The sequence below is a fragment of the Bacillus sp. 103mf genome (genome assembly GCF_900116295.1).
Lineage (GTDB): Bacteria > Bacillota > Bacilli > Bacillales > Bacillaceae_G > Bacillus_A > Bacillus_A bruguierae.
This window is the reverse complement of the sequence record NZ_FPAF01000029.1, coordinates 1-15215: the sequence shown is the minus strand read 5'-3', so window position 1 is coordinate 15215 and position 15215 is coordinate 1. Positions and strand designations below refer to the sequence as shown.

At 33.2% G+C, this 15215-nt stretch carries 14 protein-coding genes and 3 pseudogenes; 6 read left to right on the top strand and 11 right to left on the bottom strand.

All coding sequences use genetic code 11. The annotated features are described in order from the left end of the window. From BM350_RS25240 to BM350_RS25225, 5 genes and pseudogenes are all read right to left on the bottom strand, one after another. A partial coding sequence (locus BM350_RS25240) for an Rpn family recombination-promoting nuclease/putative transposase (RefSeq protein ID WP_139232935.1) occupies positions 1 to 516 on the bottom strand: 516 nt, incomplete at its 3' end. A 409-nt stretch (positions 517 to 925) separates the two neighbouring features. After that, positions 926 to 1309 carry a transglycosylase SLT domain-containing protein gene (locus BM350_RS25235; protein WP_244548081.1) on the bottom strand — a complete coding sequence of 128 codons (384 nt, stop codon included), beginning with the start codon at positions 1307 to 1309 and terminating at the stop codon, positions 926 to 928. A 152-nt stretch (positions 1310 to 1461) separates the two neighbouring features. Beyond that, a complete protein-coding gene (locus tag BM350_RS25230) occupies positions 1462 to 3768 on the bottom strand; it encodes a glycoside hydrolase (protein ID WP_090920166.1) in 2307 nt (768 codons plus the stop codon). A 101-nt stretch (positions 3769 to 3869) separates the two neighbouring features. Next, positions 3870 to 4103, bottom strand: a pseudogene (locus BM350_RS27780) (sensor histidine kinase); the annotation flags it as partial. A 317-nt stretch (positions 4104 to 4420) separates the two neighbouring features. Next, a complete protein-coding gene (locus BM350_RS25225; protein ID WP_244548080.1) occupies positions 4421 to 5281 on the bottom strand; it encodes a metallophosphoesterase in 861 nt (286 codons plus the stop codon). Positions 5282 to 5994: 713 nt separating this feature from the next. Here BM350_RS25225 and BM350_RS25220 point away from each other — a divergent pair. Next, positions 5995 to 6366 (top strand): hypothetical protein, encoded by a 372-nt coding sequence (locus BM350_RS25220; protein WP_090920160.1) that lies wholly within the window; start codon positions 5995 to 5997, stop codon positions 6364 to 6366. A gap of 393 nt (positions 6367 to 6759) precedes the next feature. Here the strand turns inward: BM350_RS25220 and BM350_RS25215 are convergent, their stop codons facing one another. Continuing rightward, complete coding sequence (locus BM350_RS25215; protein ID WP_170857777.1) at positions 6760 to 6936, bottom strand: D-alanyl-D-alanine carboxypeptidase; 177 nt, start codon at positions 6934 to 6936, stop codon at positions 6760 to 6762. A 658-nt stretch (positions 6937 to 7594) separates the two neighbouring features. Between BM350_RS25215 and BM350_RS25210 the strand changes: the two genes are divergently transcribed. Beyond that, a complete protein-coding gene (locus tag BM350_RS25210) occupies positions 7595 to 7948 on the top strand; it encodes a hypothetical protein (protein ID WP_090920154.1) in 354 nt (117 codons plus the stop codon). 387 nt (positions 7949 to 8335) lie between these two features. Here the strand turns inward: BM350_RS25210 and BM350_RS25205 are convergent. Continuing rightward, positions 8336 to 8835, bottom strand: a pseudogene (locus tag BM350_RS25205) (agmatine deiminase family protein); the annotation flags it as partial. Positions 8836 to 8947: 112 nt separating this feature from the next. On the opposite strand from BM350_RS25205, the gene BM350_RS27940 reads away from it, so the two are divergent. The 3 genes from BM350_RS27940 (at position 8948) to BM350_RS25190 (ending at position 10796) form a co-directional block, all read left to right on the top strand. Then, a complete protein-coding gene (locus tag BM350_RS27940; RefSeq protein WP_280141422.1) occupies positions 8948 to 9079 on the top strand; it encodes a hypothetical protein in 132 nt (43 codons plus the stop codon). A gap of 122 nt (positions 9080 to 9201) precedes the next feature. Beyond that, positions 9202 to 9462: a hypothetical protein gene (locus tag BM350_RS25200; RefSeq protein WP_090920151.1), complete on the top strand. Its 261-nt coding sequence runs from the start codon at positions 9202 to 9204 to the stop codon at positions 9460 to 9462. Between the two features lie 914 nt (positions 9463 to 10376). Continuing rightward, positions 10377 to 10796, top strand: coding sequence for a hypothetical protein (locus BM350_RS25190; protein ID WP_090920147.1), 420 nt, complete (start codon positions 10377 to 10379; stop codon positions 10794 to 10796). Between the two features lie 101 nt (positions 10797 to 10897). Here BM350_RS25190 and BM350_RS27175 read toward each other — a convergent pair whose 3' ends face one another. From BM350_RS27175 to BM350_RS25180, 3 genes and pseudogenes are all read right to left on the bottom strand, one after another. Then, positions 10898 to 11071 carry a hypothetical protein gene (locus BM350_RS27175; protein WP_170857776.1) on the bottom strand — a complete coding sequence of 58 codons (174 nt, stop codon included), beginning with the start codon at positions 11069 to 11071 and terminating at the stop codon, positions 10898 to 10900. Between the two features lie 403 nt (positions 11072 to 11474). Next, positions 11475 to 11654 (bottom strand): annotated as a pseudogene (locus BM350_RS25185) (recombinase family protein); the annotation flags it as partial. 96 nt (positions 11655 to 11750) lie between these two features. Beyond that, positions 11751 to 13484 (bottom strand): GW domain-containing glycosaminoglycan-binding protein, encoded by a 1734-nt coding sequence (locus BM350_RS25180; protein ID WP_090920144.1) that lies wholly within the window; start codon positions 13482 to 13484, stop codon positions 11751 to 11753. Positions 13485 to 14136: 652 nt separating this feature from the next. Here BM350_RS25180 and BM350_RS25175 point away from each other — a divergent pair. Next, a complete protein-coding gene (locus BM350_RS25175; protein WP_090920141.1) occupies positions 14137 to 14481 on the top strand; it encodes a hypothetical protein in 345 nt (114 codons plus the stop codon). Positions 14482 to 14836: 355 nt separating this feature from the next. On the opposite strand, the gene BM350_RS27170 is transcribed toward BM350_RS25175, so the two are convergent. After that, positions 14837 to 14998, bottom strand: a complete 162-nt coding sequence (locus BM350_RS27170) for a hypothetical protein (RefSeq protein ID WP_090920137.1) — start codon at positions 14996 to 14998, stop codon at positions 14837 to 14839. Positions 14999 to 15215: the final 217 nt, after the last annotated feature.

The window sequence follows — 15215 nt, the reverse complement described above, 5'->3', positions numbered from 1 at the left end:
TACTTTTTCTTCACGCCATTGTTTCACTAATTTTGGAATCTCTACAAAGTGAATTTCAATATCGTTACTTAGTATCTGTTGTGTTTTGGCATTCCATAATTGGCCGATGGTGTGAAATGAGTCGTCATAAGAAAATAATATGAAATCTAATAAGTTAATGGTAATTGTTTTCCGAAGTGAACGATACGGCATCCCCTCTTGCATTTGGGATGTGTAGAGCTTACTCCAATAATATAGAGAGCGTTTCACCATATCATGTGTATTTCGAAGCTGAATTTCTATATTCACTTGTGTTCCGTTGTCGAGTGTTGCTAATAAGTCTAATATGGATAACTTATCATCTTCATAAGATTTATGAAGATGTGGATCTTCCAATTGTAAAGATGTGATGGGTGCATCTAAAGATTCCTCTAAAACAGCATTCAAGAAACCAGTTAAAATTTCTTCGTTTCCTTTCGTTCCGAATAACTGTTTAAAAGCAAAATCAATTCGTAAATTTACTAATTTTGTGGACATGGGTTTCCTCTCCCTGTCTATTTCTCTTTCTTATATTGTACAAGAAACCAAAAGTAATGTGCAATTAGCTAAGGCCTTTATGTATTACGGTGAAATTCCCTTTTAGAAAACAAGAAATTTACCCAATTCTCTCATAAGGACCAATATCAGCACTCTTGTAATTAAGGACAAAGTAAAATTTTTTTGTAGATAAGATTATTTTCTATTTTCATATCTTTTGACTACCCTATAGAATGTCGGGCTAGTCATATTAGGGGTCTATGTAGCAATTGAACCAAATCACGCAATACGCATTAGCGGACATTAATTACATATGCTTTAAAGAAAGATCCTCCCAAATGGGAGGATCTCCTGACTTTATAAATGAGTTTTTACACTGACTGCCGGAATACATAAACGCCTACAAATTTTAGCTGGAAGTTAAAGCAAAGAATGCTTCCGCCAATCCCTTATTGTATTTTGTATTTTCATCCGTCCATTTTGTTCCTAAGTTACCGGGCCAGCCCGAAGTATTTGCGACGTATCTGAGAAGTTCCAATCCTTCTAATCCTTGTTTTATTCCTTTTCTATATGAATCTGCCATATGAGACACCGCGATTTTTGTGTTTACTTCTGGATCTTTCAGTTCTTCATCGGTCAACTTGAAAAGAGCCAATCCACCTCGATGCAATTGAAACAGCCCAAACGATGTACCGCCGTCACCTACAATATCCGGATTAAATCCGCTCTCGTTTTGAGCGATGGAAAGCGGGATCCATGATGGTACATCATACTGCTTTGCTATATGAGTGATTGTCTCTTTTACTTACCGTACTTCCTGATTATACGTATACTCCTCATAGATTGCACGGAAAGCCACTATAACCGCAATAATCAGGACCAGAACTGACACAATCCTTTTCATGATTATCTCCTCCTTCTCTCCTTGCACAAACAAAAAGCATTCTAATATTTCGATGCATCCCATACTTTTTTGGAATGCCCATCATATATAACAGCTGTTTTTCCTTTTATCTCCTCGCCCTTATATTTAAACGATTTGTTTGAAAAATTCACAATGACTTTCATATCCTTTCCGAACTCCGTACATTGAACTAAACGATCTTCAGAAAGAATCTTAAAGTTTGTCATCGGTTTTGTCACTGCTTTTTGATGAAAATCAGACCAGATGTTTACATAGGAAACAATCATATCTTTATTGGTATTCCACGTATCCTTGTCGATATGGTATAACGGTGGAACATTGTATAATAACTCGGACAGCATTCTGTTTCCAACTTCATCTTTTATTTTCAAGCTTCCCCATTCCCAATGATGCGTCGTAATCACCGAATCATTGTATACAAGCTTATAAAGAGGGAGAGAATATACTGGATCTAGATAAATGTGTTGGTACAACGGTTTGATTGGCACAGTCTTGCTGTAACGTTCAGGTGTTGCACCATTTGACGACCAATAGTCGCCTACATAGTATGGACTCGTTTTATTTTGCCTCATGTCCTCGTCATCCCATTTAATCACAGGTGTTTCAATACCATGTGCGAAAGCAATAACATTGCTTGCAAAATCATTACCACCTTCTGAACCGACTACCATATGTTTTTCTTTTCCAATATAGTCCATTCTTTGCAACCTTGCCTTCAAATCCTGTGCTTGCGTTGTAATATGGTCCGGAGAATAATCATCATATATTTCACCAGTTGCATCACAATCTACAAACCAAGAATTGAATGGAATCCCATTCTGTAAAATACTATCTGTACGTTGCTTCACACTAGGTAACGATAGAGTCGGATTCAGTTTTCTTCCTTTTCCTAAGAAACCTTTTATTTTTTCTCCATTCTTATTTGTAATGGTCGCCTTTTCGTATAAACTCTTGTCTTCAAAAGAAGCAGTGTTCCAATCTTTGCTTGCATTCTCCTGAATAGAGTGATAAGAATCATAAGGACCAATAAGATACCCTAAATCATTTACTTCTTTCACCATACCTGGGTTCATTAAACCGTTTGACCAATTTGGCAAACCAATCCAAGCATGTTTGATCCCCGACTGATGCATGTCCTCAATTAAATTAGTAGAATCCTGTTTACCCCACTGCTCGATATCATCTGCTGCATCCTTAAGCTTACTTTTTAGTAATAGTTTATTGAGTGTATACAGTTCTTGTTCACTTAAATGAGAAATTCCTTTCTCCAACAATTTTTTCGATTCGTTGTCCGTATTCGGGAATATTGCATTATTATAGAACTGATCTAGTTTTAGTACTTTATTAAACGAACGAATAATTATATTTTTTTGATATTTATCAATATATTCTTGTTTATTCAATTCGCTAATAGCTGCTTCAAACTCTGTGGAGCCGTCTTCTGTCTGCTTCAGCAATTGTTCCATCCAAGCGATAAACGGTTCATCCAGTTTGCTCTTCAACTGATTCCAACGAATATTCTCCACTGTAATTGCATTCTCATTCCATAAATATATATGAGGAGCACCGTACAACTTTTTGATGTTCGGATTTTCTTTCGCTTTCTCCGTAAGTGTTTTGAACTCCCCTTTTTCCTTTATATGGTTTTTATACACTTGTGCAATTTGAGAAGGATCAGAATCCGTCACATATAATCTAAATCCATACTCCTTATTTGGATTAATTGATGGAAACTTATGAGTAAAGCTAAATTGTATATTACCATCCGTATTGAAATGGATGCTATCATTAAACATATTTTCCGCAATATATACAATCGAATATTTAGACTTATCTAATGCAAAGAACCTCATAGAAAAATTTTCAATAAATGAAAACTCTTCATCCTTCAAGAATTCTTTCCAATATGGGTCATCAGCTGGTATACGCTTTCCTTCCCATAGAGGCAAAGTATAACTGTTTGCACTTACTTTTGGCCATTCGAATTGTTTTGCCCCATCTGATTTCAGCGTAATATCCAAATAATATTTCTTTTTCTCTACCTTGATTTCCATCTTATCGTCTGGATAGCTCCACGACACCAGGCGGTCTGTCTTTTTTACATCCGCAACCTTTTTCTTTGGAACAGGAAGAGAAGCACTTTCCTTTACGCCATCCTTCTCCACGACGATTTCACCAGTTTCTGGTGTAACGTCAAATGAGAAGTCACTGTATTGAAATTTGTGCCCCTCATTTATCTTCTTCTTTTCACCCTTTGCATAATACACAGAGGGAAACGTGATAAGTAATAAAACAGAAATAATCACATAACAAATTGCTTTTTTCATCTTGTAAACCTCCTTCTGTCATCTACTATAAGTCTACATTGTGACACCAATGTTACAAACTCGGTGAAATAACAAAAAAGCAACTAGCCATCAACATATGACTAGTTGCTTTTTGTATCGGAAGAAACACTCTTCGGAAAACAAACATAAAATTGAATGATATCTTCATATAGGGACACACCATAATCAAATTGATGGCGGTTCAGGATAGACTGGGCAATGGTTAGTCCTAGACCGGTACCAGATCTGTCCTTGCTTCGTGAAGATTCAGTCACATAAAAGGGCTCCCAAATATTCCCGATCTCCGTCTCCTTCATATTCGTACCGTTCTCCACTATAGCGTTCTCTATCACCTTTTTTCATCGTGAACTCTCCGATATTGATTTCTTTTTCTATCGATTATAATTAAAAAGTGACGCAGAATACATATTCTGTGCCATTTTTAATAGAAACCCTGCCACATCGCCAGCAATTTAAGATCTTATGTCACCTTCAAAACGAAAATTTGGTGTCTTTTATAATAATAAGACTTATTTTTATTATTTTAGGGTAATTCATTTTTGTCAGCAGGATCCCCCTAAGTACAACCAAATTTTAAATATAGCAAGATTGACTTCATCATATCTAACAAATCTTTCATTTTAACTTAACGTTATGAATTTCTTAATGAAAGGACAGAGAGTTCTGGTTTACTCAAAAAGCGCAAGGGCATTCTTGTCGTTCCAATACCACGATTTACATACAGTTGTAACGGTTTCGTTTTCCCTTGTAATGAATACAATCCTTCTACATATTGATCTGCTAATTTAGTAGTGACGATAGGACCAATAAATGGAAGTTGCGCTTGTCCTCCATGACTGTGACCAGATAGTTGAAGATCAACTGGATATGCAAGAACCTCATCTACCGTATCCGGTTCATGCACTAGCAGTATGTTAAAATCTTTTTCTTGTAGATGCTGAAGAGTAGGTTGTACCTTTGGTTTGCCAAGTAAAAAATCATCAAGACCAGAAATCGTAATATAGTCACCATTGTTTGCCTTGATTTTTGTCGTTTCATTGACCAAAACAGTAAAACCCGATTCCTCCATATACTGTTTGTACAAATACCTTCCGCCTCCCCCGCGGTCATGATTGCCAAATACCGCATATTTTCCAAGAGGAGCATGAATTTGTGACAAAATCGTTTGTGTTTCTTTTCTTTCAGAACCATACTCTGCAAACTTATCAATTAAATCACCTGTAAAAACTACAATATCGGGTTTCAGTTCATTTATTTGATCGACTAGCTTTTTTTGCTGTTCATGAGAAAAGTTAGGTCCGAAATGTGTGTCTGAAAACTGTACAATCTTTACACCCTGAAATCCCTTGGGAATATTAGGACTTTCGATATCAGTCCATGTAATGGACAATGATTTCGGTTCAAACTGAAACGCATATAAATAAATAGCGATTGGGAAAATGAAGATTATAAGGAAAATGATACATGCTCGCTTAAACTTCCATCGGGACATCCCTCTTTTTGATTGTTTCAAAGAATGGATTGGCTTTACTATTAATCCATTTTTCTGGGTGTATTCTAAACTATCTTTCATATGTCACCTCTGTATTTATCATAAAAAACTATTATTTAAAAACCGTTATAGCATTTTTATGTTACAGGTATTTGTCATTTTGGAGATTCATGTGAAAAAGATTCAAATCATTTCTCAACCAACAATCTATTCAAACGTGTAAAGAATAAAAATTGTGGTATATCTCATAACAAACAAAACGGAGTTTAACAAAAAGAACTTGTAGCAATCACTACAAGTTCCTTTTAAGGGGTCACCATACATGCCCATCAAGTTAAGAAAAGCAAATACCCCAAAACGAGAAAATTGACATCTCCAGTTGAAAATGTACAATTTTTTTTGTTTTTGGGGTGTTATAAAATTCTTAAGTTGATGGATATGTATGGTGACCCCTATAGCTACTTGGAGTATCTTGAGAGTAAATAAATTAACTAGGTGAAATTTTAACTCCACATATAAAAAGCACTTTCCTAACTCCTATGGATTGCTATTGTTTTATTGTTGGTGCGAATTCTGTTAATAGACTTCGCACATTTTTAATAAAAATAAACTTTAATATCTTTTATATTTTATTAATTATCAAATATATTAATTGATAAAAATATCTTTTATGGTAATTTAAGGTTTATAAAGAATTTTTTGGGAGGGTATTTATGAAAAAATTAGTTTCAATGTTACTTGCATTTACATTCGTATTTGGTTTCACTTTATTTGGTATTAATGAACCAAATAAAGTAGAAGCAGCTCAAAATCATAGTATAGGAGACAGTTATAAAAATGTTGGTGGAGGAGTTACTTGGAACATTTGGGCAGATAAGTCTTATCCAAGTGAATATTCTGGTTCTGTAAGTGCTTCTTTTGAATATTATCAAAATGGAAGCTGGCATAATGGACCTACAAAGACATTTAAACTTTGGACAGTTTCAGATGGTTTATTTGGTAAAGCCGATTATAAAGCTCCAAGTGGTTCAACTAAAGTTTATATAAAACTCTCTAATGGAGAAAGTAATATAGTTAACCTTTAATATTAAATTTTATATTAAAGAAAAAAAGAGTTCTATTAATTTAGGACTCTTTTTTTACTAATAGGGGTCACCATACATGCCCATCAACTTAAGAATGTAGAATTACCCCAAAATAAAAAATGAAAATTTCTCAATTTTATCCCGCTATTCGTGGGCAGTAATACTCCCGCCTCAAAATTCAGCGAAAGCATTGTCCAGCTCCAGTAGCTAGAATGTTCGGTGGGAGATAAACTGCTGGCATGCGCCCGATTGGGAGGGCTAATAATCAGTGGGGGATGAAGAAAACCCCCACTGATTAAAGTTTCACTTTATCGTTTTGGGGTAGTTTATTTTTGTTAAGTTGATAACGATGGAGCGGTAGCCCTATATTGTACTCATGTAAAGTTGACATAATTAATTTATATTGCTTATCTGTTTTTGGATTTCATTTTTACCAATTTGATAACCCGAAATAGCCCCAAGTATCAATAAGAAAAAGACATCCGAATCAGATTTACCTGTGAAAAAATTAAATACTAAAGAGCATACAAGTGCCCCAACTATAAATGAAAATAATGGATGAAATTTCATTATGTATTCTCCTTTTTTATTAATAAATAAAATAACTATATTCGGGAAAATACATGGAAAATCCTGTTATATATTATAAGAATAGGAAGAATTACGCTCCCCCTAACAACCAATTAATTCGAATACCCTCAATCTACGAATTGTTTCCGTACCCCTTAAAGGCCTTACCATACATCGCCATCAGCTTAAAAAATGACATGTATAGTGACTCCTATTTTTGTTTTTCCATCCTTAATAAATTCCTATAAAGAGGCTCATAACTTAAAATATTTCCTTAACGCACAATTTTCTTTTTTTGCCGCGTCAGGTCAGGCCTACTAGAGTTTTCATTCAGATTTATTCAATTTATAACAACTTTTGTGTTTATTTTCTCAATATGGATATCATTATTATTTCTAGTTTTAGTGTTAAAAATTTACAGTTAATATAATATGATACAAACATGACGGTTATCATCCTAGTGTTTCTCCTTATGCGAAAAATAAGATCGAATTCTCCGGTCTTATTTTTGGATTGTGGAGCGTATACGTTAACTTAATCTATTAATTCTTTTATTTTATACGAATTCCCCTAGTGTGTACCAAGCAATCTATCACATGATCATAAACACGAGGAGATTCTTCATAAGCATTACAAATTAATTAATAGGAGGCAACATATGTTTAAAAAAGTCTTATTGTCATTTTTCTCCTTCGCAATAGCCGGCTCTATTTTGTTTTCTAATCAAGCGGTAACACATGCTGAATTATATCCAGTACAAAATACAAATGGTGCTGGTCTAGACCTTCGTAAGACTCCAACGATAAATGGCACACGAACTGAAAGAAATATTCCAGACGGATATAAACTCGACTTATATTGCTATGTAAGAGGTGAATCTTATAAGGGAAGTACAGTTTGGGATTGGGTAGGTGATACAGGATACGGTGGCGATATAGACAATGGTTTTGCTCCTGATTACTTCATTAAAACTGGTTCATCAAGCCCTGTTGTTCCATTCTGTTCATGGTGATCCCTATTAAAGAATCCGCATTTAATGGGGTAGCATTTACAACGTTAAAGTAGAAACCCTTGTATCAATAGGGTTTACTATATGAGTGTTATTACTAGTTATCTCGATTGAAATTTGGCAGTTTTCTGTATTTCTTTTATAATGTGGGCTATGTAGCAATGGAACCGAATCACACAATAAGCATTAGCAGACATTATTCATGTACATAAAAAAGGAAGACCTTTCAAATTTAGAGAGTCTTCCTTTTTTATGTACGTTGGGATTATTTATCCCGCATAGTTTATTTTAAATAAAATCCGAAAGGTTCCAAGCCTTAATTGATATAGATTAATGTAGCCCTTTATACTTAACTTTTGAATATGTTGGAATTCACAGTAACAAACTCTATCACTTTAAACTGACCGGTTGTTGCTGTGTAACACAATGAATCATACCACCATTTTTATACAGCTCCCTTACATCAATTCCAATCACTTTACGGTCAGGATATAGTTTTTGGATTCTATCGTTTGCTATTTTATCATTAGGATCATTATAATTCGGAACTAATACAACTGTATTCCCAATGTAAAAATTTATATATGAACCTTTGTATCCCAAATCTTTTCCATTATCTAAAATTACATTGTTTTTACTAATTGGTAAATACACATGCTGATAAGGCTTGCCAAAGGCATTTTTAGCATTCATTAATGTTTTAATATCTTTATTTGAAACACCCCATTCCTCTAAATCATCTTCTTTCATTGTAATAATTGTAGACTGATCATGAAATTTAGCAAAACCATCAATATGGAAATCCGTAATATCCAAACCTGGGACACCATCGCTATCAAACTAAGAAATACAAATACCTCCAAAACGAGAAAATTGACATCTTCATGTGAAAATGTACAATTTTCTCGTTTTGGGGTGTTATAAAATTCTTAAGTTGATGGGCATGGGGTACTGATGGCAAAACGCGGATTTCATACGCTAAGGATATGCAGGACTTCATGCATGCTACGAGAACGGTTTGAACTACCAAATGCTGTTGTGACAGGGATGTATGAAATTCCGCATACAGCGGAGGGAACGGAAGGCTGGCAAACTCTTGGTATGAAGGGTTTTCTGGAATTTGGTTACTGCTGATAATGTAGAGTTATGTCAACTTAGATAAGCAGCTTTATTTATAACATAAAAAACTGAAAATTCATGATATAATACACTTGCTAATATCTATAATTTGGAAAAATAATACTAGGAGGGAATTTATGAAATCATTTGTTAGACAAAAAATAATTAATTATAAAACAATAGACAGGCTATTTTCAATTTTAATTTTACTATCTGCTACTCTAGCTTTTAGCATCGATCAATATTTATATGTTACATTCTTCTTATTAGGGATTATGTTGATATATAGAGGCATAAGAGATTTTAATTTAAATGTTTCATATATAATTATTGGTCTTGAGTTAATATTAGGTGTATTTTTAACCATATATATGGCATTTAATTATTTAGTTGCTTAGATGAAAACATAAAACTTATTAGTTAAAATTTTATATTAATGTTTTTTCATGGGGATAATAAGAATTTAATTAACTGAATAACGAGAATTTTCAATGTAAATATTATCAATTTACTATATATTCCATTTGTGTAAAATTATTAGTGAGCTAAACTCTTTTTTAAATCTTTGCCCCTAACAAAGATTTAAAGGTATTACCATTTTTCTGGTTTAAGATATGTTGAAAAAAAGAATCTGTAATAGATTCTTTTTTTCTTTTTCGATATATAGAAAAAGAATCCTGGGATTCCAGCATTCTTTTTGATAAATCAATAAGATATATTATTTAATTATTGGAAAGGAACGTCGTATATAAACCATGTTCCATTTTTTTATACATATGGAATTGAATGTTGGTACCTGTCCATGGGGGCAGATTAATAACTGCGGAATCCTTGTAATCTTCGTTTATTACTACAGGTGATCTTGCAAATATAAAAGATGATAGAATTTTTTTATGAAATTTAGGTGCTTCTTTTAAAAATTGTTTCTTTTCCTTGGTCATTTTTTCATCATTGTTATAGAAGAGATAAGTTATTTCATAATTTCCTTCTTGTATTGAATGTAAATATAATCTTACTATTGAATACATTACATGAAGATTTTAAATTCTAAATTCAAACATGAACGGAGTACCGTCATATAGCAATTATGTGAAAAATTAGTTATTCCCAAGGCGAGCTCTTAAGTTGATGGGCATGCGGCTGTACCCCTATTCCTCCTTTTTCGAGGGGGAAATTACCCATTTTCAGGTTCTTTTTCATAAAAAGTCCAGAATATTATATTTATTTTTGATAAAAATTTACATATATTTCATATTTTGCTATTTGAATGTATATTTAAGGTGTACCAAATCATAGTTAGGGGGATTTAGTTATGAAAAAGAAAACATTAGTAACATCCGTTTTAGCTTTAGCTTTAGCAGCTAGTGTAGCACTTCCTTCAATAGTAGGTGCTGAGTATGAAGATTTTGAAGGTAGGACATCAGGCAAAAAAACGACGGAAACTTCATTTAACGTAGATCCTGGTTATGGATATGTTAAATTATGGTTTAAAAATAATAGGAAAAACGATGTTACAATAACTGTAAAGAACATTGATACAGGCAAAAAATATTTAACAACAACAATAAAACCAGGTAAAGAATATACTTGGAGAAGTGTAACTGATTGGAAGAGTAAAGCGGTAGGAGCTGGTGAGTATAAAATTACCTATCGCGATGGTAACGGTGGATCGGTAAATGTTGACTACGCTGGATTTTCATCTAACGATGAAGATGAAGGACGCGATGCTTAAAATAAATCAAAAAGTAAGAACTGTAACGAAACAGGCACTCGAAAGAGTACTTTTTTATTTACCCAAAAAAATAAGCCCCGTATATACAAGGCTTAAATTTGTTAATTAGCTTTTTTTTGATTAAAAAATTTAACAATAATTGCAACACCTATGGCAACTATAGGCAATTCTACAATTAATCGCATATTTTTACTATCAATCATGTATTCTGATAAAGCCAATACTATGATTAAAAAACAAAAAACAGCTATACCCTTTAAAATTTTTTCTTTCATAAAATTATTTCACCTTCCCAATTTTATTTTACAATTTAAACCATAGTATTTATTACCGTAAATAACAATGTATGTTTGTTTTTAAATGTAAAACTTAATATCTTAATATCAACCTTCATTGATAATCTTCACAAAAAAGCAGCCCCGCATACACGGAGCTGCAAAGAGGAAAAAATGACTGCTAGTTCAGTACATCTTACTACTGATCTACCAACTTCGCAAAGTGAGAAAATTGTATTTCCAACTTAACAAAATGGTACTTTTATTTCTCAATACAAAATTATTCAACGTATGATAAAGTTAATTTGTCATAGCTAATACCCTATCATCCTATTTTCTTGTAGAAAACATACGAGAACAAGCTCTCTGTTATGAGGGTTTGTTTTTGTTTGCATATGCCTCTTTATTTTTTCATTCTTTCCTCATACTGTTTAGCAAGTTTATAAAAAGAAGAACGTTTGATGCCATACTTTTTCATAGCTCCTACGGCTGTAATTGAATCGGATTTCCATTCCTTGTAAGCATCCGTAAAATCTTCTGTTATTTCAACAGGTGGACGCCCTAAACGTTTACCTTGTTTTCTGACTACACAAAGACTGTCAACTAGCCCCACTTAAACGCTAACGCCTCATAAAGTTAGACAAGTTATTTCGTTAAGTGGCGGTAGTTCAATAGAGGCTTAGTTCATTAAGCAACGTGCATCTACCCAACCCAATACTTTATTTCCTACTTTGATTTTTTTCCAATTAACTGATTCTTTTGTAGCGCTTCGAATAACTTGCACATTCTGATAACTATAGTTATTGGTAGGGTCAACCCAACTAGCCCCATTTTCGCCATAAGGAGCACTCCAGATTCCGTCTCCTTTCGAAGAAGAACCCATTGTAACAGAATAGTTTTCATCTTTTATATCCTTTAAACCAGCTGAAGCCCTCTCTCCATCGATCCAACCTAACAACTTACCATCTTTCTTTACTTGATACCAGTTTGTATTGCCTTGCGTTACAGTCTTAACTACCTGAAGTGTTTGATAAGCGTAATCCTTTGTGCTGCCTAAATACTGAGCACCTGTAATTCCATAAGGTGAAGTCCATATACCATTGTCATAGGTTCCACCGATTGTAATCGTAAAATTGGCAGGTTTTGCTTCTCCAGCATTATCTAATGCTTTTTCATCGATCCAGCCAATCACCTTACCATCTATGCTAAATTTGTACCACTGCATATCACCATATGTAGCACTTTCTACTAACTGAAGATCACGAAAAGCATAAAAATCCGTTGATCCTAAATAATTCGCGCCTGGTACACCATATGGTATCGACCATATACCATTAGTCGTTGTTGCCCCCATCATGGAAGCCTGATTAATCGATTGAATGTTTTGTAAATCGCTTAACGCGCGACTATCTAGCCAACCAATAATTTTACCGTCTATGCTAAATTTGTACCATGTAACTGTATTCCAAGTCATTTTTTCAACTAGATGAATTTTTTTACCGACAAAATCATTTGTAGATCCTACATAATTAGCATCCGGTAGCCCATAAGGATTTGTCCAAACAGAATTTCCCTCTGTCCATTTCACGATTTGATTCTCATTCACACTAGTTGTAGGATGAGAATCTGCTTCATAATAAGCTTTCGTTCCTTGTAGAAAATCGTCCCACGAACCACGATCCATTATGTTTCTTGGGCAGTATTTCCCACTCCAGTACTGATGTTTTTTTACATTATCCAAGGATATATTCAGTTCCTTCATTAAATAAGCTGTTAATTTACGTGCATTTTCCACAGCTTTATCATAATTTCCATCTTGATTCACTGCAATTTCAATCGCAATAGATTGTCTATTACCTGTACCGTTTGTTCCATCACCTGCATGCCATCCATTTTCATCGAGAGGTAGATGCTGATAAATCTCTTTATCATCTACTGTGAAATGCCAGGATGCGCCTCGATCTGTATTCCCTGTCGCTTGGTTATACAAATATTGCGCGTGATTTTTTGCACCTGCACCAACACTCGTATTATCAGTCTCGTGAATGGTAATATACTTTGGTTTCATCGAGTAGCCAGGACGAATATTTGAATTTCCTTTTGGAATAATCCATTCCGTAAACGGAACATCATTAATCATGCCTTTCTTCAATGTTGAGGCAGATCTACTTCGAAGCAAAGCAGATTTTCCAGCCTCAGGTTTCCCTTGATCTTCAACAATTGCTGCTTCATTATCACCTCGTCCATCCTCGTTTTTCATATGCTCCTCAATACTTTTCAAAGCTTGTTCATCTACTGAATGTAACTCTGTTTGTTCTTTTTGTTTCACTTTCTCTGCAAAAGAAGACGTCGGAACTGCAAATACTTCCAATGCAAGCGACATAGCCAAAATTTTATAGATTGATTTTTTCATATTATCGGTCTAGCACATATCATATATATAATATTTCGTGCTAAATTTCCCTCTCTTTCTAGTAAAATAACATTTGCTCCTTTAGAAATCGATTTCATCAATCATTATGAAATCAAAAAAACGATTCTCACACGAACTGTATGCCGTTATATAGATTAACATACTAAGTAAGGTTTATCACTAAATTTATAGTTCTTAATATATAAATTCAGTAACTACTTAACCATACATGGGGTTCGACCGAGATACGTGTAAAAATAGGTCACAGGCTTACTTTTATTTCCAGACGAAATTTATTGAGCTTATAAATATCGTTTTGTCTATTTTCGTTAAAGAATTTGTCAGTTTTGGGTGTACCCTAATCATCCATTGGTTAGCTACTGAAAACACTTCGTTTCAATTGTATGATTAGGGTGTATGATAATAAGTTCAAAAATAATAGAGAAAACCCCAATTTTAAGTCTATTTGGAAATAAAAGTAAGTATGTGACTCAAAATTACATGCATCTCGGCTGTACCCCATTTTTGACTGAGGATACAAAAGAACGGATTGAAAGGGCATTAAAATAGATTAATACTCCATAAATTAATATAATTTAATATAATGTAATATGTATGTCTAATTATTTAAAAATTGAAAGGGGTCATTGTAATGATTTTTTGGAGAGGTAAAGGAATGTTAGTAGTCTTAGCATGGATTTTAGGGATTATAATAAATACAATTCTTTTTAGTATTTTGCAAGTGGACACAGAACATAATCCTGGATTTATTTTCAATGGAATATTTGCGACTATATTTATAGCGATGATTAATTATTTTTTCACTAAAAAGTTTATATCTGATGATGTACGAACACTCGTCGATGAAAAAACCGGAGAAAGAGTTCAAATAAAAGATAACTCTTCATTATTTTTCATTCCAAATAAGTATTGGACTTGGATTATTCTAGTTTTAGGTGTTGTACTTGTTATTAATGTTAGTACGCAATTATCATAATTTTTTTATTATTATATGAGGGATTACCATATTATTTAAAAAAACTCTGATCTTTTTAAAATCAGAGTTTTTTATATTAATTACTTTTAATAATTTAAATTACTTATATTCATAAATTGATTTTATTTAAAATAAAATTTTTATCCGTGGGTTTCTGTATCTCTTTATTTATAGTGTTTTGAATGTATACTTTTCTTTAAATTTTGATGATATCGGGGGAATTGCGATAAAGTCAATATTTAAGGGAAAATGAAAGTAAACTAATATGCAAAAGTTTACTTTCGTTTTTATAAAAAAATAAACAAGAACTTGTGGGAATACTACAGGTTCTTGTTTAGATAAAGGACAGAAGTATCTATTCCTTTTCTAGCCAAGCAATAGGAATTTCTTTTTCACCAGCTACTTCAAACTGAATTTCTCCATTTACTTCAAAAACCCGTTCAATAATGGGTATTGTAATCATTTTATTTTCCTTTATTTTTCTCTTTCGTACTAGTTCTAAGTTGATAATATTCATGATGAAATCCCCTTTTGTGTATGTAAGACAGAGAAAAAAAGCACCCACATGAGTACTTTTTTAACTTGAATCACCATTTTACTTTTTGAGCTGTTACTCTATGTATATTTTACCATATTTATCTATAACATTTGTTGATAAAGTTATTTTATTCCAATCTTTTATGACTCATAAGTGTACATATCAGGGACATAGCTTTTGAGACATTCGTAAAAGT